Source organism: Lampropedia cohaerens, assembly GCF_001005215.1.
Taxonomy (GTDB): Bacteria; Pseudomonadota; Gammaproteobacteria; order Burkholderiales; family Burkholderiaceae_C; genus Lampropedia; species Lampropedia cohaerens.
Map to the genome: position 1 here is coordinate 1 of NZ_LBNQ01000022.1, position 20,427 is coordinate 20,427.

Genomic DNA, 20,427 nt, shown 5'->3' on the forward strand with positions numbered 1-20,427 from the left:
TTGACCTGCCCCCTCCAGCCATACCAATCAGTTGGAGAGAGGTCCAAGGGTATGTAGGTTAACTGATCCTGCCTCGGTGGTTGATGGGTTGGGATTGCGGTGTTTGGCGGCGAACTCAGCCGGAGAAATCCGGCCAATCGTTCCGTGCGGTCGGACCTCGTTGTAGTCCTGGCGCCAGATGGCGATGACCTCGCGGGCTTGGGCCAGGGATTCGAACCAGTTCTCATTGAGGCATTCATCCCTGAACTTGCCGTTGAAGCTCTCGATGTAGGCGTTTTGAGTTGGCTTGCCTGGCTGAATCAGGATGTGCTGTATGCCTCGTGTCTGCATCCAGGCTATGAATGCTCGGCATGTGAACTCTGGGCCGTTGTCGGTCCTGATGGCCTCTGGGTAGCCCCTGAATCTTGCAGCCCGCTCGAGGATGCGAGCGACGTATGCCCCAGGCATGGAAAGGTCCACAGCGATGTCGACGCACTCATGGGTGAAGTCATCGGCGATAGTCAGGCATTTGATGCGGCGCCCGTTGGACAGCGAGTCGCTGACAAAGTCCAGGCTCCAGGTTTGATTGACCCGGGCAGCGGCCACCAAAGGCGTGCGCTCACCACGGTACTTCTTGCCCTTGTTGCGCTTACGAACGGCCAAGCCTTGCTCGCGATACAGGCGAAACACCTTCTTGTGATTGGTGCCTGGAAACTCTTTGCGCAGCATGTCGTGCACACGACGATACCCAAAGCGCCGGCGCTCCATGGCCACTGCATGAATGCGTTCGTTCAGACGCATCGTGTGCTCATCGAGCTGCGGTGGATGGCGCCAGGCGTCGCGCGACAGCCCCACAAGACGGCAAGCCCTGCGCTCGGAGATCTGGGTCTGCTCCAGCATCCTGGCGATGACCTTGCGCTTGTCTTGCGGGGCTAGCGCTTTACCCCGAAGCCGACCTTGAGCGCCTCAAGGTCGAGATGAGCTTCTGCCAGCAACTTCTTGAGCCTGGAGTTCTCGACCTCCAGGTCCTTCAGGCGCCGGGCCTCATCGGCTTCCATGCCGCCGTACTTGCTTCGCCACTTGTAGAACGTGGGCTCGCTGAACCCACCTTGACGGCAGACCTCCTTGACCGGCAGGCCTGACTCGGCCTGCTTCAAGAACCCAATGATCTGCTGCTCGGTAAATCGACTCTTCCTCATGTCCGTCATTCTCCAAGTTGACGGACCTCACTTCCATTCGATTGGTACGGCTGTGAGGGGGCAGGTCAGTCTCGCCGCAGAAGAACTGCCAGTATGGGTTCTCCACCCAGGTGTTGACCACCGCCTCGTCGGAGGCATCGAAGGTGTGCTGCAGGTACAGCAGCCCGGCGACCAGGCGCGGCGCCAAGGCGGGCCGCCCGCGCCCCGAAGTGAACGACACCGCGAACGTGCGCTCGATCTCGGCCCAGTCGATCAGCGCGCCCAGCCTGACCAGCGGATGCTTCATGTTGATCTGCTCGTCCAGTCGGGGGCGGAACAGTTCGCCCGTTTGCGGCTGCGAAGGCTTCGGACCCATCGGACTCCCCGGAGAAATTTGCAAGAAAACAGGCACTGGCAAGACCATACCTTGCAAGTCCCGCGCCCATCAACTCGAAGAACAGCCAATCAGATCAAGGGCTTGCGAGTTGTTCAGGGCGGACTGAGTAGTTCGCCAGCCGTAATGAAAAAGACCGCCTCGGCGGTCTTTTTCATTACGGTCATGCGCACAGGTCCACCGCATTTAGCGGCTGGCGTGCTTGTCGTCGTCTTCCATCATTTCAAACCACATTGCGTTGAGCACAGCAAAAAATGCTGCAACGGGAAGACCCAGTATCCAGGCGAAGTACCACATTCTCAGATTCCTTTCATGAAGTCCCCGCGCAGCCCGGTCAGGCCGCGCGGCAGGAGGGGTGTGCGGCTCCTGCGCCCTAGTAGGCGTGGCCGCGCTCTTCTTTGATGTCCTTTTCATCGACCTTGCCGCGCATCACCGAGTACACCCAGCTGGTGTAGGCGAGGATGATGGGCAGGAAGATGATGGTGCACACCAGCATGATGAACAGGATCATGTGGCTGGAGGATGCATCCCACACCGTCAGGCTGGCCTGCGGCTGGATCGACGAGGGCAGAATGAATGGGAACATCGACACGCCCACGCTGAGGATGATGCCTGCGATGCCCACGCCGTTAGCCAGCAGCGTAAAGAGCTCCTTGCGCTTGGCAAAGCCCCAGGCCGCGGCCAGCGATCCGAGCACGCCAATGGCCGGCACCAGCCAGAGGATGGGGGCCGCGGCGTAGTTGGCAAACCACATCTGCGCGATGCCGCCTTCGGCGGTCTTCATCATCGGGTTGGAGGGACCGGTGGTGATGACTTCGCTGGTAATGCGGTAGCCGTCGACGAACAGCCACATCAGAATGCCGGCGAGTACATACAGCACTGGGGTGACCAAGGCGGCAATCATGCCGAAACGTCTGCTGCGCGCCTGCACCTGGCCGGATGTTTTCATTTGCAGCCAGGCAGCGCCATGCGCTGTCAGCATGGCAACCGACACCAATCCGCAGAGGATGGCAAACGGATTGAGCAGGCCGAAGAAGGTGCCGTCGTAATAGATCTGCATGTCCGGTTCAAGCCGGAAAGGCACACCCTGCAGCACGTTACCGATGGCCACACCGAAGATCAGAGAAGGCACGAAGCCACCGATGAACAGGCACCAGTCCCAGGTGCTGCGCCAGGTCGGGTTCTCGATCTTGCTGCGGTACTTAAAGCCCACGGGCCGCAGAATCAGCGCAAACAGGATGGCGAACATCGCCAGGTAGAACCCCGAGAAGGACACCGCGTACAGCTGTGGCCAGGCGGCGAAGATGGCACCGCCGCCCAGGATCAGCCAGACCTGGTTGCCTTCCCACACTGGCCCCGTGGTGTTGAGCACCACGCGCCGCTCGACGTCGGTTCGTGCAACAAAAGGCCCGAGCGTGCCCACGCCCAGGTCAAAGCCATCGGTACAGGCAAAGCCGACAAGCAGAATGCCTAGCAGCAGCCACCAGATGACGCGCAATACGTCGTAACTGATCAGTTCGTGAAGAATCATAGTGTGTCTCTCCGTAATGCTCAGGAGGCCGAAGCCGGGGTGTGTTGTGGCAAGGCGTAGGGGGAAGTCTGCACTTCCTCACGATCCTGTGCATCCAGATGCGGGCCGTTGCGCACGGCCTTGAACATCAGTTTCATTTCGACCACGATCAGCACCGTGTAGATCGCCACGAATCCCAGCAAGGTCAGCAGCACGGTGCTGGCGCTCAGGTTGGAGACTGCCACGGCCACCGGCAGAATGCCTTCGATGGCCCAGGGCTGGCGCCCGAACTCGGCGACGAACCAACCGCATTCAGCCGCAATCCACGGCAGCGGGATGGTCCAGACAGCGACGTGCAGCAGCCAGCGTGGTACGTTGTGGAGGCGGTGGCGGGCCGAGTACCAGAAGAACACGGCCGTCAGCAGGATGAAGAAGAAACCCAGCCCAACCATGATGCGGAAGGTCCAGAACAGCGGTGCCACTTGCGGTACGGTGTCCCAGGCTGCCTTCTCAATGTGTTCGGCCGTAGCCTGGCGGGGGTCGTCGACATAACGCTTGAGCAGCAGCGCATGGCCCAGGTCACCGCTGTGGGCTTCAAAGCGTGCGCGCAGTTCGTCCGGAATGGGCTGGTGGCCCAAGGCCCGGATATCCTCCAGCACGTCATAGGCGATGATGCCGTTGGCAATGCGCCCCTTGGCCTGTTCGACCAGATTGTTGATGCCCGGGATCTCGGTGGTCAGGGAGCGTGTGCCGATCAGGCCCATGACCCAGGGAATGTGCACTGCGTAGTGGGTTTCGCGCGCTTCCTGGTCAGGAAAACCGATGGCCGTGAACGACGCGGGTGCGGGCTGCGTGTCCCACATGGCTTCAATGGCGGCCAGCTTCATGCTCTGGTGCTCGCCCGAGAGGTAGCCGCTCTCGTCGCCCAGCACCACAACCGACAGCGAGGCGGCCAGTCCGAAGGAGGCGGCCACCGTCATCGAACGCCGGGCCAGGTCGATGTGCCGACCCTTGAGCAGATACCACGCCGACACGCCGAGCACGAAGATTGCCGCAACCGTATAGCCGGCCGAGACGGTGTGCACGAACTTGGCCTGCGCCACCGGATTGAACAGCACATCGGCGAAACTCGTCACCTCCATGCGCATGGTCTGAGGATTCAGCGCCGCACCGGTGGGATTTTGCATCCAGCCGTTGGCAATCAGAATCCACAACGCCGAGAAGTTGGTGCCCAACGCCATGAACCAGGTCACCAGCAAATGCTTGACCTTGGACAGGCGCTCCCAGCCGAAGAAGAACAGGCCGACCAGCGTGGCTTCCAGGAAGAAGGCCATCAGCCCTTCAATAGCCAGCGGCGCACCGAAGATGTCGCCAACATAGTGGCTATAGTAGCTCCAATTCATGCCGAACTGGAACTCCATGACGATGCCAGTGGCCACGCCGATGGCGAAGTTAATGCCAAACAGCGTGCCCCAGAACTTGGTCATCTGTCGCCAGACAGGACGCTTGGTCATGACGTAAACCGTTTCCATGATCGCTAGCATGATGGACAGGCCAAGCGTCAACGGCACGAATAAAAAGTGGTACATCGCAGTCGCTGCAAATTGCAGCCGCGATAGGCCAACGATGTCGAGATCCATGGGGGAGACCTTTCAATGAAAAGAATGGAGCGATGAAAGCCGGGACAGACGCATCCGGTCGCAGCCTAGTGCCGGTGCGTGATTCAGGGCTTGAAAAGTTGGTGTGGCGGGCATGTCATGGCATTCACCTCTTCAATGACGTAGTGGGGTTGGGAAATGTGGGGCAGGAAAATCGGGTCATCGTTCAGTCCCCGCGCAGACCCTGCAGCACCTGATCGAACGCGGCGGTGCCGCGCACCACGTGCCGTGCAATGCGCCCGTGGTGCAGTACCACCAGCCGTGTGGCCAGCGCTGCCTCGCGGCGCAGATGGGTGGCAAGGATGCAGGTCCTGCCTTCCAGCGCCTGCGCCAGGCGAGCGAGTACATCGGCAGCGGTGTCCGCATCCAGTCCATCGGTGGGCTCGTCAAGCAGCCAGAAGCTGCAATCGGTCAGAAACAGGCGTGCCAGGGCAAGTCGGCGCGCCTGTCCCTTGGACAGGCCCAGACCGGCCTCGCCCAGGATTTCGTCCAGCCCCCGACTGCGCGCAGCAATCGCATCGCGCAGGCCGGCTTGCTGCAATGCGGCCCACAGGGTGGCGTCATCGGGCTGGCGCTGCTGCAGATCAAGATTGGCGCGGACGCTGTCGCTAAAGAGCACAGTCTGTTGCGGCAGGGCCACGCAGGGCAGGGCGCGCACGATGCCCTGCGCGGCGGCAAGCTCTCCAGCAATCAATCCGAGCAGCGTAGACTTGCCGCTGCCGCTGGCGCCGACAATGGCAACGGTCTCGCCGCAGGCAACGTCCAGGCTGAGCTCGGCCAAACGCAAGCTGCCGTCGCTGCCAGGTACGCTGGCAGCGCGCATTTGCACCGCCAGCCCGGGTGCGGGGCGGGGCAGCTGCAACAGCCCATTGATGTCGGTGGTGCCGATGGCCGTTTCGGCTGCGGTGGTGGGGGCATCGGCCAGCGGTTGGTGCAGCCGGCGCGCGGCCAGTAGCGTGGTCGCCCATTCCATCGCGCCGCGGCGCATGGCGGCAAATGGCTCCATCGCTGCCAGCGCCATCAGCACGAAGAACGCGGCGGTGGCAACGGGCACTTGCTGCACCAGCACCAGCCAAGCAGCGACTGCCACGGCTGCGGCCATGGTCAGCCCGTGCATGGCCTGCCAGGCTGCAGCGGCGATGGCGTCACATCGCTGCAGGCGCGCATCCAGATCGGCCAGATGCGCCTCCTTACCGGTCAGGCGCTCCAGCCAGAGACCCAAGCGCCCCGCCATGGTCAGCTCGGCCTGCCCGGTGGTGATGTCCAGCGCGTGGCGGCGCAGCTGTTCGGCGTGCCGCGACTGATGCAGCGTCAGTTTCGTGGTGGCGCGCAGCAGCCACCACGTGATGCCGGTACCTGCCGCCAGCAGCCAGAGCAGGCAGGCCAGGCCCAGCCACGGGTTGTGGTAGGCCAGCCATGCGCTGATGCCCAACGAGGCCACCAGCGCCGCACAGCTGGGCACAAGCAGACGCAGATACAGCGACTCGGCCGCATTCAGATCGCGCGTAAGGCGCAGCAGCAAGCGTGAAGGCTGCAGCTGCCACAGAGGACGCTGGTCAATGCCCGCTCTGCCAAAGCTGCGAAACAGCCTCTCGCGCACGCCAACCAGCGCATTGAGGGTGGCCGAATGCGTCACAACCCGCTCGGCATAGCGCGAGCCCGTGCGTCCTAGCGCCAGCAGCCGAATGCTTGCCGAAGGGGCAAAAATGTCGAATGCCAGCGCGGTACTGACGCTCAGCCCCGCAATCGCCGTGCCGGTGATGAACCAGCCGGACACGCCCAGCAGCAAGGCGCCGGCCAGCGCCGTGCAGCAAGCCATGACTAAGCCCATCAGCATGCGTGGCGTGCGTTTCTCAAACAGGGCGCGCAGCAGTTGCGCCATGGCGCGGCGCTTGTGGCCTCTGTCGCGTGGGGACGCCAGCGTGGCGTGAGCATTGACATGGGTGGGTTTCATGCTTGCACCTCCGGACTTTGCGCAGCATGGCCGTGCGCCGGGCCGAGCAACTGGGCGTGCCCATGCCCGTCGAGTGTGAGCGTGTAAGGCAGCGCCGCCATCAGCAGGGGATCGTGCGTGGCGACCAGCAGGGTCTTGCCGATCGCCAGTCGCATGATGGTGGCGCGCACCAATGCGGCGGTTTCGCCGTCCAGATGTGCGGTGGGCTCGTCGAGCAGGAGCAGATCGCAGCCGGCATGCAGCTGCAGGCGAGCCAGTGCCAGTCGAAGCGCCTCGCCCCCCGACAGTCCGCTGCCAGCCTCGCCAAGCCTGCGACCGGCGAGATGCTCCAGTCCCACTGCCTGCAGCGTGCGCGCGTCGGCAGCAGGGTCGGCACTGTCACCCCAATGCAGATTGCGCTGCAGAGAGCCGCTGACGAAGTGGGGCTGTGCACCCAGCCACCCCATGCGCTGGCGCAGCACGGGCGCACTGTGCGCAGTCAGAGGAATTCCGCCGATGCGCACCTCGCCACGCTCAGCCGCCACCAGACCTGCCACCAGGGCCAGCAACATGCTTTTGCCACTGCCGCTTGGGCCGGTGACGGCGACGTGCGCGCCAGCAGGAATGCTGACCGTGAGGCTGTGACGGTGCGCCAGCGCGTTGTGCTGTTCTGCGGCTGGCGCCAGCGCCGGGCGCACGCCTTGCAGCTCGACCTGGGGAGCGTTGCGGGGATCGGTCACGGCGGGCACAGTGACTTCGGCGCCGGCTGCGGGAGGGCCGTTGTCGACCATCGGTGCCAGCCCGTCAAGCAGTGTCTGCATGGTCTGCACGGCGGCCTTGCCGTTGGCACGGTCATGCCAGACCGCAGAGAGTTCGCGCAATGGTTCGAAGAATGCCGGCGCCAGCATCAGCACGAACAGGCCGGCATGCAGACTCAGTCGGCCGTTCCAGGCACCAAATGGCAACTGCCCCAAAAGGTGAAAGCCGACGTAGACCGCAACCAGTGCCACTCCCAACGCGGAGAAAAGCTCCAGCACCGCGGACGAGAGCATGGCTACGCGCAGCACGCGCATGGTCTTGCGGGCCACGCGCTGGCCCAGCGCGGTCAGGCGAGCGGCTGTGGCATCCACGGCACGCATGGCGCGCAGTGTGGGCAACCCGCGCAGCCGCTCCAGCAGGTGACCGTGCAGTTGGCCGAGCACTTCCAGCTGCTCTTCGCTGATGGCCTGGGCGCGCCAGCCAATGATCGCCATGAACAGCGGAATCAGGGGCGCGGCCAGCAGCAGCAACAGCGCAGCGACCCAGCTATGCCAGGCCACGAACAGCAAAATCACTGGCGTGGCAATCATCACGCGCCACTGCGCTGCCTGGTAGCGTGCCAGCCAGGGCACCACTGCCTCGGCCTGTTCCATCCAGGCGCTGGTGATCTGTCCGGAGGGTGGGCGCCGCGCGTCCAGCGGGGATGTGTTGCGAAGGCGCTCCCCCAACGCCTTGCGCAAGGCCGTCAGGGTGCGACGCGCGTGCCCATAAGTGGCGCGCACCCCCCAGTACTCCAGGGCGGCGCGCAGTAAGCCCAGCAAGGCCACCGCGAGGGCAGCCTGCCAGATCGGCGTCAGCACATCGGCAGCCGCCAGTGCGCCACCGACTTCGTAATCCATCAAGTCGGCAATGGTGCCGGCGATCAGCCAGGCCTGTGCGATCCACACGAGCGCAGCCACGCCTTGCAGGGCGTAATGCCACGATGCGCGGGGGGAACTGCTGTTCATGATGAATTGGTGCAATTTCAGGAATTACTGAAATTGTAGCAATACACACAATGTTTACATTGGCTTCGCCCAGTGGATCGCTCGGGATCCTCGCTGAACAGCGACGTGGCGACGGCGCTGCTGTCACCTGCGTGTCACGCATGCGCAGAGAGACCACCCTGAGACAGGGCGTGAGCGTCAGCGCGTGGAATGTGTCCGCCTCGCGGCGCTGGAGGCAGCAAGGCAACGCTGGCTGGTCAGGGCGCTGGCTCTATGAACGCAGCCGAGTGCCCGCGCACAGCCGCGTAGCTGCGCGATTTGACCGTATCCACGAAGATCCAGTGTCCGGTCGCCGTGCGATGGGTGAAGTCCATCAGCAGCAGGCCCCGCTGGTGGGCATTGAGATATTGCAGGTCGTCAATGAGGTCCACGAACAGCGCTTGGAGTTGCGCAGGGGCAAACATGTGCAGGTACTCCTCGAAACCGGGCGAGCTGACGCTGGACGTGGCAAATTCCTCACCGACTTTGGTGCCATCCATTAGCGTCAGGTCACTGTGCCACGCGTTGTGGGTATCGCCTGCGAGCACCAGCAGTGGCTTGCCCAGCTGGTGCGCCGTCTGCAGCACAGCCTCGCGTGCGGCCGGATAGCCGTCCCATGCGTCGAGGTTGTAACCAAGCTTCGGGTTGGTAGTCGGATCAAGCAGAGCGCGCTGCTCGTCGGTCAGCATCTGCGGCGCTTGCGCGGCGATGGCGCGGGCGCGCAGATAGGCTTCGATGGCCTGCATCGCTGCCGGCAATGCGGCGGGATCAAGCGACTCCGGATTGAGATGCCGCAAGATGGAGACGGGCACCTGCATCCGTGCCATCAGCACCTGCTGGCCCAGTACCTGCCATCTCGCCTGGGAAGCCGCCAGCTGCTGTGCCAGCCATTGCTGCTGGACGTGTCCAAGCAGCGTGCGTTGCGGCGAGGCCAGCCGCGCCAGCGCCTGGGTGGCCGTTTGCGGACTGGCAAGTTCGGCCAAGCTGATCTGCTTCTCGCGCGCGGCGATGCGCGTGTCGAGCATGTGCAGCGAAAGCAGGTTGCCAAAGTCGAAGCTGCGCCAGATCTCTTTGTGGTCCCCGGAAGCGGCGGTGCGTATCGGCAGCCATTCGTGGTAGGCCTGCAGCGCCGCAGCCAGCCGGTCGACAAAGCGGCTCTCTGCACCTTCGGTATGGTTTTCCGCACCTTCACGCCAGGTGTTGTTGCTGATTTCGTGGTCATCCCAGACGGCGATCATCGGCATACTGGCGTGCAGCTGCTTCAGGTCCGGGTCTGATCGGTACTGCGCGTAACGGCGGCGGTAGTCGTCGAGCGTGAGGATCTCATGTGTGGGCTGTACCACGCGGCCCAGCGCCTGCGCATCGCCTGAAGCGTAGCCGTCCGCGGCGTACTCGTAGATATAGTCGCCCAGATGTATCGCGTATTGCGCGCCCTGGCGCACCGCCTCGGTGTAGACGTGGAAGTAACCCGCAGGATAGTTGGCGCAGCTGAAGACCGCCAGTTTGACGTTCTCCACGTCGGCCGCAGGCAGCGTGCGGGTGCGGCCGACCGGGGAAATGCTGGTTCCGGCAACGAAGCGATAGTAGTAGTCGGTGCCCGCTCGCAGGCCGGTGGCATCCACCTTGGCAGTGTGGCCGGCAGCGGGCTCGGCGGTGACCTGCCCGCGGGCGACCACTTGGCTGAAGGCTGCGTCCTCGGCGACTTCCCAATCCAGAAGGATGGCCTGCGACGGTGCGTCGAAGTCACCATGCTTGGCATGTGTCCACAGGATCACACGGTCGGCCAGCGGGTCACCGCTGGCAACGCCATAGTCGAACCGCACGGGCAGTGTGTCGGATTCATCGGAGCCACCTCCGCAGGCAGAAAGCAGCGGGCCGCTGGCCAGCGCGGCGGAGGCAGAGCCGATCCGGATGATGAATTCCCGGCGTGAGGTGATGGTCATGGCGGTCGATCGTGGGGTGGGCAGCGGCGCACCAACGGGACTGGGCGCTTCCGCTTGTCACTCTAGAGGCCATGTATGTCAGTCTCTTGACGCCGCAACGCTTGTCGCCTGAAGGGCGCCGCGCAGGGGAATGGGCGGCGCCTGGCGCGCGCCGGGGCAGTCGCTAGTGCGCAGCGCCGTGGTCCGAGGCGGTCTGGCGTGGCTTGGGCAGCAGGATGTAGCCGCACGATCCGGCCGCGAGCAGGGCGGCAATGGTGCCGAATACCGCCATGTACTTGTCGAGGCCCTGTGCCAGTGACCAGCCGGCGGCTGCGCCTGTGACTGACTGCATCACCGCAATTCCCAGGAACATCGACATCGTGAACAGGGCCATGGCGCGGCCCACCATGTGGGAGGGATAGCTGATGCGCACATCGGCGTACTGCCACACCGTCGCCCCCATGCACACCGCTATCGCGAGGATGGTGCCAACGGCCACTGTCAGATGCTGCGTGAATGCCAGCAGGGCGAACAGCGCTACCAGCGCCCAGGGAAAACCCGCCAGCCACTTGCGGCGCTGGTCGTCGCCGGGATCAAGCCGCCCGAACAAGCTGGGCGCAAACAGTGCGATGACCGATAAGGTCAGCGCCACATTGCCACTGAAGATCAGCGACTGGCCGAACCGATCGCTCAAGTAAGGCGCAAGCCACAGTCCGCGCAGGGTAATGAATGCCGCATAGCCAACGAATACCAGCGACAAAATGCCCGCAGTGTGGGGCATGCGTAGCAGCACCCCATAGCTTTGGAGTGCGTCCCACAGCGACGTTGGGCGCGCCGCCTGCGTGTCTGCCGCGGTTTCGGCGGGCAGGCGCACGCGGGTGAAGATCAACAGCCACACCAGCACGCTGGTGGCACACAACACCCAGTAAGCCATGCGCCAGCCGTAGTGCTGAACCAGCCACGCCAGGGGCGTGCCGGTAGCGATCAGTCCCAGGCCGCCCAGGCCCAGCGCAACACCCTGCATGGCGGCGAAGCGTTGCGGCGGGAAATGGCGTGCCACGAATACCGTGCAGACCAGGAAGGCGGGCGCACATCCCACGCCGATCAGTGCCTGGCCGGCTATCAACGTGAGGAACGACGGCGCCAGCGCCGACAGCGCAGCCCCGAGGATCGCCAGCGGGAAGGCAGCCAGAATCGTGCGCCGAATGCCAAACATGTCGATGCCGATGCCCATGACTAGCTGCAGGCCACCGAACGCGAAATGGAACGCGGCGGCCACCATGCCCATTTGTTGGGCACTCAGGCCGAAATCGGCGATCAGCGGCACGGACAGGATGCCTGCCACCGTGCGGTAGGCCTGACTGAGCGCAAAGGCGCTGACCAGGGTCAGCAACAGGAGCCAGGCCAGTCTGGGCGACATGACGGTGGTGCAGGGGGAGGTTGCGGACATGGCGTGGCGCTGCTCAAATGGAATAGGTGTTGTGAAGCGACCGTCTCGTCACGTGGCGCACGCATTCGCTGCATTGCCCCGTCAGGCGATAGCGACGCAAGGCGCAGACCGCAAGCGGGCATTGCGGGGTATGTGATGGTCGTCAACAGGTTCCGGGTGCCACAGCTTACGCGCGGTGGTGCGTGCGCGCCTGTCGCCTGCGCAACGCAGCAGGCCTGCCTTCGCCGGCGGCGTTACTCCATGACCTTGGCGATGGCATCGGCGACGTAGGCGACATTGCCCTCGGTCAGCCCGCACATGCACATGCGGCCCGATCCCACGAGGTACACGGCATACTCCTGGCGCAGGCGCTCGACTTGCGCCGGCGACAGGCCGGTGTAGCTGAACATGCCGCGCTGCGTGAGGAAATAATCGACGTTGCGCTGTCCGCCGAAATGCTGCGTCAGCGCGGCGTGCAGCTGTGCACGCATGGCCTTGATGCGCTGGCGCATCGTGGCCAGATCCTGCTCCCACAGCTGCCGCAATGGCGCGTTCTGCAGCACGTGCGTGACGATGCGCGCGCCATGCAGGGGCGGCGATGAGTAGTTGCGGCGCACGGCAGCCTTGAGCTGGCCGAGTACGGTCTGTGCCGTGGCAGCGTCGTTGCAGACAACGCTGAGGCCGCCGCAGCGTTCGCCGTAGAGCGAGAAGCTCTTGGAAAAGGAGTTTGCCACGAAGCACTGCGCGCCCGCTTCGGTCAGGGCTCGCACAATCCAGGCATCCTCGTCCAGTCCGTCGCCAAAACCCTGGTAGGCCATGTCGATGAAGGGGATCAAGCCCCCCTCCAGCAGTACCGGGATGATTTGTTGCCACTGCGCACGCGTCAGATCCACACCCGTCGGGTTATGGCAGCTGGCATGCAGCACGACAATGCTGCCTCGCGGCAGCGCGCGCAGGGCTGCGAGCATGGCTGGCAGCGCGAGCGCACCGGTGGCGGCGTCATAGTAGGGATAGGTCGCAACGGAGAACCCGGCACCCTCGAAGATCGCCACGTGGTTCTCCCACGTCGGGTCGCTGACCCACACGCCACTTTCCGGAAAGTAGCGCTGAAGGAAATCGGCCCCCACCTTGAGGGCGCCGGAGCCGCCCAGCGTCTGAATGGTGGCAATGCGCTGCGCGGCAATGGCCGGGCTGCCCGTGCCGAACACCAGCTCCTGCACGGCAGCGCGGAAATCGGCGGCGCCTTCCATTGGAAGATAGACCCGCGGCGTTGCCTCCTGCACGACGGCCGCTTCGGCGCGCCGCACCGCCTCCAGCACGGGCACGCGCCCCTGCTCGTCGAAATACAGGCCAATGCTGAGGCTGACCTTTTCCGGCCGCGGATCGTGCTGGAACGCTTCCATCAGCGAAAGAATGGGGTCTCCGCCATAGGCTGGAACGTGGGCGAAGATGGACGAGGCGGCGGACATGCGATCTCCTGAAACGCGCAAATTGCCAATTGTAGGCAGCCAGCGGCACAAATGCTGGTGGGATAACGCAACGCCTGAAGGAATCGTGAATGGGGGCTAAACGGGCGGCCCGCCTTTCGGCTGGTGCGGGCCAAAGCGCAGCGTAAAGCGCGTACCTCGGCCGTTTTCTACGGGCGACTGCACGCCCAGCTGCCAGCCTTGCGTGGCGCAGACGCGGCTGGCGATGGCCAGGCCCAGGCCGGTACGGTCCAAGCCAGGCGAGGCGGAGCCACGCGCATCGCTGCGGCGCTTGCTGAAGTAGCGCTCGAAGATATGGGGCAGTTCTTCGGCATCGATGCCGGGGCCGCTGTCGGTGAACTGCAGACCCTGCGGAATCGACACGATCACGAGCCGGGCAGGCGCGGCATGCAGGATGGCGTTGCGCAGAATGTTGCGCGTGACCGTCATCAGGGCGTGGCGCGCCAGTGTCTGGACATGCCTTGCATCGACCGCATTGACGATGGCAAGCTCCGCGGCGTCGGCCTGCGCCTGCAGGCTCTGCACCGCATCGTTGACGCATTCATGCAGCGACAGCAGTTCTGGCGGCGTCGTCTCCGCATGGGTCAGGCTGTAGGTCGCTTCGAGCGCCTGCGTGATGTCCTTGACCGAGGCGGAAATGCGCCGCAGGCGCTCGGCTGCGGCGGTGTCGGCGGCACCAATGCGGCGCAGCAGCAGTTCGGCGTCGCTCTGGATGATGGTCAGCGGTGTGCGGATTTCATGGTGCAGGTTGGCGGAAAACTCGCGCTGATCGGCGATTGCTGCATCCACCTGGTCCTGCACGCGACTGAAGGCATCCATCAAACGGTCCGCCTCGTTGCGAATCGTGGTGTCCGAGGGCTTGCCTGGTGCCCAGCGGTCCAGCCGCTCGCTGAGCAGCTTCAGCGGATTGACCAGCCAGCGTGCCACGATGGCGCTGGCCACAATTGCCAGGCAGGAGAACACCAGCACGATCGCCAGCAGTGCCATCGCAAAGTGATGGGTCTGCTGCTTGAGTACACCCGAGTCGTAGACCACGTAGAGCCGCCCGTCCATGACGTCGCCGGCCTGCACGAACCATGTGCTGCCCTCATAGGGAATGCGGTGCAGGCCGTTGGGCAGGATGCGCACTTCATCGGGCACTGAAGGCACGGGATAGCGCGCGGATTCGCCCCATGCGAACATTGAGGGCCCCATGTTGCGCTCCAGCGGCTGCTGCCAGCCCTTGCCGAAGCGGGAAAAGCGCGAGGCGATGCGGTCGAATTCGCTCTGGATGAGCCGCACGATCATGGCCTCCTCCACGTTGCGATAGACCTGAAAGCTCACGGCTGCGGTCAGCGACACCGCTGCGCACATCAGCACAGCCAGCGTCCACGTGATGCGCGAGCCGATCGAGCGGCGGGAGCGGCGTTTCATGGCAGCGGGGCAGCTTGCGTGTCGGCCTCGGCCAGTCGCCAGCCGACGCCATGCACGGTCTCGATGCCGTCGTAGCCATGCACGTGCAGCGCCTTGCGAAGCAGGTGCACCTGACTGCGCAGGGCTTCTTCGGATGGCACTTCGCCGTGCCAGAGGACCGCGTGGAGCTTCTCGCGCGGCACGACGCGGCCAGCGTAGCGCATCAGCCATTCGAGCAGCAGCAGGCTTTTGCGCGTCAGCCGCACTTCCTGGCCGTAGGCGGTGACGCGGCGGTGGCCCGGTGCCATCTCCAGCGGGCCGTGGCGCAACACGAATGCATCTTCCGATAGCTGCAGGGAGCGACGCATCAGGGCCTGTGCACGCAACAGCAGCTCTTCGAGCGCAAATGGCTTGGTCAGATAGTCATCCGCTCCGGTGGTGAAGCTGGCGATCTTGTCTTCGAGGGCCGTGCGCGCGGTCAACACCAGCACCGGCGTGGCAAGCTGCAGCTGCTCACGCAGCAGGCGCAGAAGCTGATGGCCGTCCATGTCCGGCAGGCCGATGTCAAGAACAATCAGGTCGTAGGTGTTTTGTGCCAACAGGCGCAGCGCCGCCGCCGCGCTGTGGGCCGTATCGCCCGCCATGCCTTCGGACGCGAAGGTCGCGCGCAGATTCTCGGCAATGGCGCGTTCGTCTTCGACGATCAGAATGGGGCGGAGCAGCGGGCAAGCGGTGACCATGGCGCAATCAGAAGGAAGGTGGGCGGGGGAGTGGCGCTGTCAATGCCCTGGTGTAGCGGCGAACCGCAACGGCCTGCAATGCATCAGCCCGCCATCCATCGGGATGCCGTTGCGCACATGCGGGCACGGGTTCCAAGGCGCGCTTGCGTCGCGTTCTCATTCTATGCTTCGTTGGCACTGGACCGGTTGCATCACTCCACGGCAGCAGCCTCGGTGCGCGGCTGCCCCAGGTTGCGCAGCACATCGCGCACCATCTGCACGCGGTCCTTCATGGCCGGCAGTTCCCGCTCGATGCGCAGCTTGTCGTTGCCGGCCAGCTTGATGTGGCGGTTCTTCTGGATCATCTCGATGATGCGCAGCGGTTCCACCGGCGGATTGGGACGAAACGCGATCGTGATGGCGCCGGGCGCGGCATCGACCTTCTGCACGCCGTAGGGCTCGCAGAGAATGCGCAGGCGGTGCGTGTCGATCAGCGCCTGCACCGGCTCGGGCGGCTTGCCGAAACGGTCGACAATTTCCTCCAGCAGCAGATCGACCTGCTCGATGCTGTCGGCCGTTGCCAGCCGCTTGTAGAACGACAGGCGCAGATGCACGTCGCCGCAGTAGTCGTTGGGCAGCAGCGCGGGCGTGTGCAGGTTGATCTCGGTGACCGCCTGCATCGGGCTGAGCAGGTCCGGCTCCTTGCCGGCCTTGAGCGCCTTGACGGCATCGGCCAGCATCTCGTTGTAGAGCTGAAAGCCGATTTCCATCATGTTGCCGCTCTGGTTTTCACCCAGCACCTCACCGGCGCCGCGGATTTCCAGATCGTGCATGGCCAGGTAAAAGCCCGAGCCCAGCTCCTCCATGTCCTGAATTGCATCCAGGCGCTGCTGGGCCTGGCGGCTGAGGCTTTCCACGTCCGGCACCAGCAGGTAGGCATAGGCCTGGTGGTGGCTGCGGCCGACGCGCCCGCGCAGCTGGTGCAGCTGTGCAAGGCCAAACTTGTCGGCGCGGCTGATGACGATGGTGTTGGCCGTCGGCACATCGATGCCGGTCTCGATGATGGTCGAGCACAGCAGCAGGTTGTAGCGCTGCGCCACGAAGTCGCGCATGACGCGCTCGAGCTCGCGCTCGGGCATCTGCCCGTGGGCCACGGCAATGCGCGCCTCGGGCAGGATTTCCTGCAGTTTCTCGCGCCGGTTCTCGATGGTCTCGACCTCGTTGTGCAGGAAGTACACCTGCCCGCCGCGCTTGAGCTCACGCAGCACCGCCTCGCGGATCACGCCCTGGCTTTCGCTGCGCACAAAGGTCTTGATGGCCAGGCGCTTTTGCGGCGCGGTGGCGATGACCGACAGGTCGCGCAGGCCTTCGAGCGCCATGCCCAGCGTGCGCGGGATTGGCGTGGCAGTCAGTGTCAGCACGTCCACCTCGGCGCGCAGGGCCTTCATCGCCTCCTTGTGGCGCACGCCGAAGCGATGCTCCTCGTCGATGATGAGCAGGCCCAGGTTCTTGAAGTCGATCGACGAGGACAGCAGCTTGTGCGTGCCCACGACGATGTCCACTGAGCCGTCGGCCAAGCCCTTGATGGCTGCGTTGATCTCCTTGGTGGTGCGAAAGCGGCTCATCTGCTCGACCTTCACGGGCCACTTCGAGAAACGGTCGGTCAGTGTCAGGTAGTGTTGCTCGGCCAGCAGCGTGGTGGGCGCAAGAAAGGCCACCTGCTTGCCTGCCAGCACGGCCACGAATGCCGCGCGCAGCGCGACCTCCGTCTTGCCGAAGCCCACATCGCCGCAGACCAGGCGGTCCATCGGCTGCGGACTGATCATGTCCTGAATCACAGCGTGAATGGCCGCGCGCTGGTCGGGTGTCTCCTCAAAACCAAAGTCCTTGGCAAAGGCTTCGTACTCGGCGGCGTTGAAGCGGAATGCGTGGCCCTGACGCGCAGCGCGGCGTGCGTAGATGTTGAGCAGTTCGGCTGCCGTATCGCGCACCTGCTCGGCGGCCTTGCGCTTGGCCTTTTCCCACTGGCCGGAGCCGAGCCGGTGCAGCGGCGCCTCGTCGGCGGCCACGCCGCTGTAGCGGCTGATCTGCTGCAATTGGCTGACCGGCACGTACAGCACGGCTTCGCCCGCATACTCAAGGTGCAGGAATTCCTGCAGGGCGGGGCTGCCATCCGGGTTTTTCTGGCCCATGTCCATGTGCACCAGCCCGCGATAGCGGCCAATGCCGTGCTGGGCATGCACCACCGGATCGCCCACTTTGAGCTCGGCCAGATCGCGCACCATGTGCTCGACGTTGCTGGCATGCTCGTGGCGGCGGCGCTTGCGCGCGGTCGGCTCGGTGTTGAACAGCTCCGTCTCGGTGACGAAATCAATGCCGCCTTCCAGCCAGCCAAAGCCGCGCTGCAGGGCGCTGGTGGCGATGCCGATCTTCTCGGGACTGGCCTGGAACTCGGCCAGGGAATCGAAGCCGGGCGTGCTCAGGCTGCTGGCGCGCAGGAAGTCTCCCAGGCTCTCGCGCCGGCCTTCGCTCTCGGCCAGTATCAGTACGCGCTGAGGGGTGTTGCGCAGGTAGGCCTGCAGGCGCGAGAGCGGGTCGTCGCTGCCGCGTACGGCGGAGATGTCGGGCAGGGCGGCGAATTCCGCACTGCTGTGGCGTGCCTCGCTGCGTGCGGCTTCCTCGCTGGCAGCCGGGCGCAGCGAAAGCTGGGCCAGCGGCTTGCACAGGGCAAAGAACTGTTCGCTGCTGAGAAACAGCGCCGGTGGCGGCAGTGCCGGGCGCTCCTCATCGCCAGCGATGAGGCGGTAACGCTCCTGCGTGTCGTCCCAGAAGCGTTGCAGCGCGGCATCCAGCGGGCCATGCAGCACCAGCGTGGTGGCCTCGCCCAGGTAGTCGAATACGGTGGCCGTTTCCTCGAAGAACAGGGGCAGGTAGTACTCGATGCCGGCGGTTGCCACGCCGTTGCCAATGTCCTTGTAGATGCGGCTCTTGGTCGGGTCGCCCTCCAGCAGCTCGCGCCAGCGGCTGCGAAAGCGCTTGCGGGCTGGCTCGTCCATCGGAAATTCGCGTCCGGGCAGCAGGCGGACTTCCGGCACCGGATACTGGCTGCGCTGGCTGTCCGGATCGAAGGTACGGATGGAGTCGATCTCGTCATCGAACAGGTCGATGCGGTAGGGCAGGGCCGCTCCGCTGGGAAACAGATCGATCAGGCTGCCGCGCACGGCGTACTCGCCCGGGCTGACGACCTGGCCGACATGCTGGTAGCCGGCCATGGTCAGCTGCGCTTTCAGGCGGGCCTCGTCGAGCTTCTGGCCCGTCTTGAAATGGAAGGTGTAGGCTGCAAGAAAAGACGGCGGAGCCAGCCGGTACAGCGCCGTCGTCGCGGGGATGAGCAGCACATCGGCCTCGCCCTGCAGAATGCTCCAGAGCGTGGCCAGCCGCTCGCTGATGAGATCCTGGTGCGGCGAAAAGCTGTCGTAGGGCAACGTTTCCCAGTCGGGAAACAGCACGGCTTTCAAAGCCGGTTCGAAGAACACCATCTCCCGCAACAGGCGCAGCGCATCGCGCGCATCGGCTGTGACGACGGCCAAGCGTTTGCCGGCCGCTTTCTCGCGTGTGGCCATCTGCGCCAGCAGCAATGCATCGGCTGAGCCCACCGGCATGGGCATGGTATAGCGCTGGCCAGGGGTGAGTTTGGGCAGGTTCATACAGGGCGCACGTCCATCGCGGAACGTGAGAGAGCTTTACAGCAGACCGCAGCGGCGCCGTCTGCCAGCGCACGGCACGAACAAAAACGCCATCTTGAAAAAGATGGCGTCTTCAAAAGGGGCGCTGCTAGGCGCCGCACAAAACTGGTGCCGCTTGCCGGATTCGAACTGGCGACCTTTTCATTACGAATGAACTGCTCTACCAACTGAGCTAAAGCGGCGATGAAAGCCAGCCATTATAGCGTGGCAAAACCGCTGCCGATGCAAGTCTGCCTAATTATTGCCACTCGCCTCAAGCTCCTGGTAATAGCGGTCAATGCGCTCGACCTCATTCTTGGCACCCATGATGACGGAGACGCGTTGATGCAGCTGCGAAGGCTGCACTTCCAGGATGCGCTGGTGCCCGGTGCTCGCTGCACCGCCGGCCTGCTCGATCAGCCAGCCCATCGGGTTGGCCTCGTACATCAGGCGTAGCTTGCCCGGCTTTTGCGGCTCGCGCTTGTCCCACGGATACATGAAGATGCCGCCACGGCAGAGAATGCGATGGATGTCGGCCACCATCGAGGCAATCCAGCGCATGTTGAAATTCTTGCCGCGCGGGCCATCGGCGCCCTCTAGGCACTCGTCGATATAGCGCCTGATGGCCGGATCCCAGTGCCGCATGTTGCTCATGTTGATGGAAAACTCCTGCGTGTCTTCGGGAATCCTGATGTTTTCCTCAACGAGGATAAACGAGCCTTGCTCGCGGTCCAGCGTGAACATGGCCACGCCGTCACCGACGGTCAGTACCAGCGTGGTCTGTGGGCCGAAGATGCAGTAGCCGGCGGCGACCTGCTTGCTGCCTGGCTGCAGAAAGTCGTCCACCGTCACGCCAGGATGATCCTGAGGCTTTTCCAGGACACTGAAGATGGTGCCGATGCTGACGTTCACGTCGATATTGGAGGAGCCATCGAGCGGATCGAACAGCAGCAGATATTCGCCTTGCGGATAGCGGTTGGGCACGACGTAGATGCCCTCCATTTCCTCGCTGGCCATGGCCGCCAGGTGGCCGCCCCATTCGTTGGCCTCGATCAGCACCTCGTTGGCGATGATGTCGAGCTTCTTCTGGACCTCGCCTTGCACGTTCTCGCTGCCAGCCGAGCCCATGACGTGGCCCAGGGCGCCTTTGTTGATCTCAAAGCTGATGCGCTTGCAGGCGCGCGCGACCACCTCGATCAGCAGGCGCAGCTGGCCGGGGATCAGGCCGTCGACACGCTGCTGCTCGACAAGATAGCGGGTGAGGGAGACTTTCTTGGACATACTAAAAATTTGATCCAAAACAATGACTTTGTATTC

At 64.1% G+C, this 20,427-nt stretch carries 14 protein-coding genes and 1 tRNA gene; all 15 read right to left on the bottom strand.

Annotation, left to right across the window (positions count from 1 at the left end):
• Positions 1-27: 27 nt before the first annotated feature.
• A protein-coding gene (locus AAV94_RS06250; protein WP_407927308.1) for an IS3 family transposase occupies positions 28-1,136 on the bottom strand; the annotation gives its coding sequence in 2 pieces (ribosomal slippage) (positions 28-932 and positions 932-1,136; 1,110 coding nt in all).
• Positions 1,024-1,533 carry a transposase gene (locus tag AAV94_RS15290; RefSeq protein WP_269430765.1) on the bottom strand — a complete coding sequence of 170 codons (510 nt, stop codon included), beginning with the start codon at positions 1,531-1,533 and terminating at the stop codon, positions 1,024-1,026. Before AAV94_RS15290 ends, AAV94_RS06250 begins: the two co-directional genes overlap by 113 nt.
• A 204-nt stretch (positions 1,534-1,737) precedes the next feature.
• Complete coding sequence (cydX, locus tag AAV94_RS14610; protein ID WP_084824782.1) at positions 1,738-1,848, bottom strand: cytochrome bd-I oxidase subunit CydX; 111 nt, start codon at positions 1,846-1,848, stop codon at positions 1,738-1,740.
• A gap of 76 nt (positions 1,849-1,924) precedes the next feature.
• Positions 1,925-3,082 carry a cytochrome d ubiquinol oxidase subunit II gene (cydB, locus tag AAV94_RS06260; protein WP_046741487.1) on the bottom strand — a complete coding sequence of 386 codons (1,158 nt, stop codon included), beginning with the start codon at positions 3,080-3,082 and terminating at the stop codon, positions 1,925-1,927.
• A 20-nt stretch (positions 3,083-3,102) separates the two neighbouring features.
• Positions 3,103-4,701, bottom strand: coding sequence for a cytochrome ubiquinol oxidase subunit I (locus AAV94_RS06265; protein ID WP_046741488.1), 1,599 nt, complete (start codon positions 4,699-4,701; stop codon positions 3,103-3,105).
• 184 nt (positions 4,702-4,885) lie between these two features.
• Positions 4,886-6,673, bottom strand: a complete 1,788-nt coding sequence (locus tag AAV94_RS06270; protein WP_231731268.1) for an amino acid ABC transporter ATP-binding/permease protein — start codon at positions 6,671-6,673, stop codon at positions 4,886-4,888.
• Positions 6,670-8,418, bottom strand: coding sequence for a thiol reductant ABC exporter subunit CydD (cydD, locus tag AAV94_RS06275; protein WP_046741489.1), 1,749 nt, complete (start codon positions 8,416-8,418; stop codon positions 6,670-6,672). The genes AAV94_RS06270 and cydD overlap by 4 nt, the downstream gene beginning before the upstream one ends.
• A 236-nt stretch (positions 8,419-8,654) precedes the next feature.
• Entirely contained in the window at positions 8,655-10,379 is a 1,725-nt protein-coding gene (locus tag AAV94_RS06280; RefSeq protein WP_084824783.1) for an alkaline phosphatase D family protein, read from the bottom strand.
• 163 nt (positions 10,380-10,542) lie between these two features.
• Complete coding sequence (locus tag AAV94_RS06285; protein WP_046741491.1) at positions 10,543-11,808, bottom strand: MFS transporter; 1,266 nt, start codon at positions 11,806-11,808, stop codon at positions 10,543-10,545.
• 233 nt (positions 11,809-12,041) lie between these two features.
• Entirely contained in the window at positions 12,042-13,238 is a 1,197-nt protein-coding gene (locus AAV94_RS06290) for an amino acid aminotransferase (protein WP_197408030.1), read from the bottom strand.
• Between the two features lie 114 nt (positions 13,239-13,352).
• Positions 13,353-14,687, bottom strand: coding sequence for a sensor histidine kinase (locus tag AAV94_RS06295; RefSeq protein WP_046741493.1), 1,335 nt, complete (start codon positions 14,685-14,687; stop codon positions 13,353-13,355).
• Complete coding sequence (locus tag AAV94_RS06300) at positions 14,684-15,406, bottom strand: response regulator transcription factor (protein WP_046741494.1); 723 nt, start codon at positions 15,404-15,406, stop codon at positions 14,684-14,686. Before AAV94_RS06300 ends, AAV94_RS06295 begins: the two co-directional genes overlap by 4 nt.
• A 191-nt stretch (positions 15,407-15,597) precedes the next feature.
• Positions 15,598-19,092: a transcription-repair coupling factor gene (mfd, locus tag AAV94_RS06305; protein WP_046741495.1), complete on the bottom strand. Its 3,495-nt coding sequence runs from the start codon at positions 19,090-19,092 to the stop codon at positions 15,598-15,600.
• A gap of 145 nt (positions 19,093-19,237) precedes the next feature.
• A tRNA-Thr gene (locus tag AAV94_RS06310) sits at positions 19,238-19,313 on the bottom strand.
• 52 nt (positions 19,314-19,365) lie between these two features.
• Positions 19,366-20,391: a class 1 fructose-bisphosphatase gene (locus AAV94_RS06315; protein ID WP_046741496.1), complete on the bottom strand. Its 1,026-nt coding sequence runs from the start codon at positions 20,389-20,391 to the stop codon at positions 19,366-19,368.
• Positions 20,392-20,427 lie beyond the last annotated feature (36 nt).

Excerpts from the sequence above, each read along its gene's own strand:
- AAV94_RS15290 (WP_269430765.1), bottom strand. The coding sequence starts at position 1,533 with ATGGGTCCGAAGCCTTCGCAGCCGCAAACGGGCGAACTGTTCCGCCCC.
- cydX (WP_084824782.1), bottom strand. The coding sequence starts at position 1,848 with ATGTGGTACTTCGCCTGGATACTGGGTCTTCCCGTTGCAGCATTTTTT.
- cydB (WP_046741487.1), bottom strand. The coding sequence starts at position 3,082 with ATGATTCTTCACGAACTGATCAGTTACGACGTATTGCGCGTCATCTGG.
- AAV94_RS06265 (WP_046741488.1), bottom strand. The coding sequence starts at position 4,701 with ATGGATCTCGACATCGTTGGCCTATCGCGGCTGCAATTTGCAGCGACT.
- AAV94_RS06270 (WP_231731268.1), bottom strand. The coding sequence starts at position 6,673 with ATGAAACCCACCCATGTCAATGCTCACGCCACGCTGGCGTCCCCACGC.
- cydD (WP_046741489.1), bottom strand. The coding sequence starts at position 8,418 with ATGAACAGCAGTTCCCCCCGCGCATCGTGGCATTACGCCCTGCAAGGC.
- AAV94_RS06280 (WP_084824783.1), bottom strand. The coding sequence starts at position 10,379 with ATGACCATCACCTCACGCCGGGAATTCATCATCCGGATCGGCTCTGCC.
- AAV94_RS06285 (WP_046741491.1), bottom strand. The coding sequence starts at position 11,808 with ATGTCCGCAACCTCCCCCTGCACCACCGTCATGTCGCCCAGACTGGCC.
- AAV94_RS06295 (WP_046741493.1), bottom strand. The coding sequence starts at position 14,687 with ATGAAACGCCGCTCCCGCCGCTCGATCGGCTCGCGCATCACGTGGACG.
- AAV94_RS06300 (WP_046741494.1), bottom strand. The coding sequence starts at position 15,406 with ATGGTCACCGCTTGCCCGCTGCTCCGCCCCATTCTGATCGTCGAAGAC.
- mfd (WP_046741495.1), bottom strand. The coding sequence starts at position 19,092 with ATGAACCTGCCCAAACTCACCCCTGGCCAGCGCTATACCATGCCCATG.
- AAV94_RS06315 (WP_046741496.1), bottom strand. The coding sequence starts at position 20,391 with ATGTCCAAGAAAGTCTCCCTCACCCGCTATCTTGTCGAGCAGCAGCGT.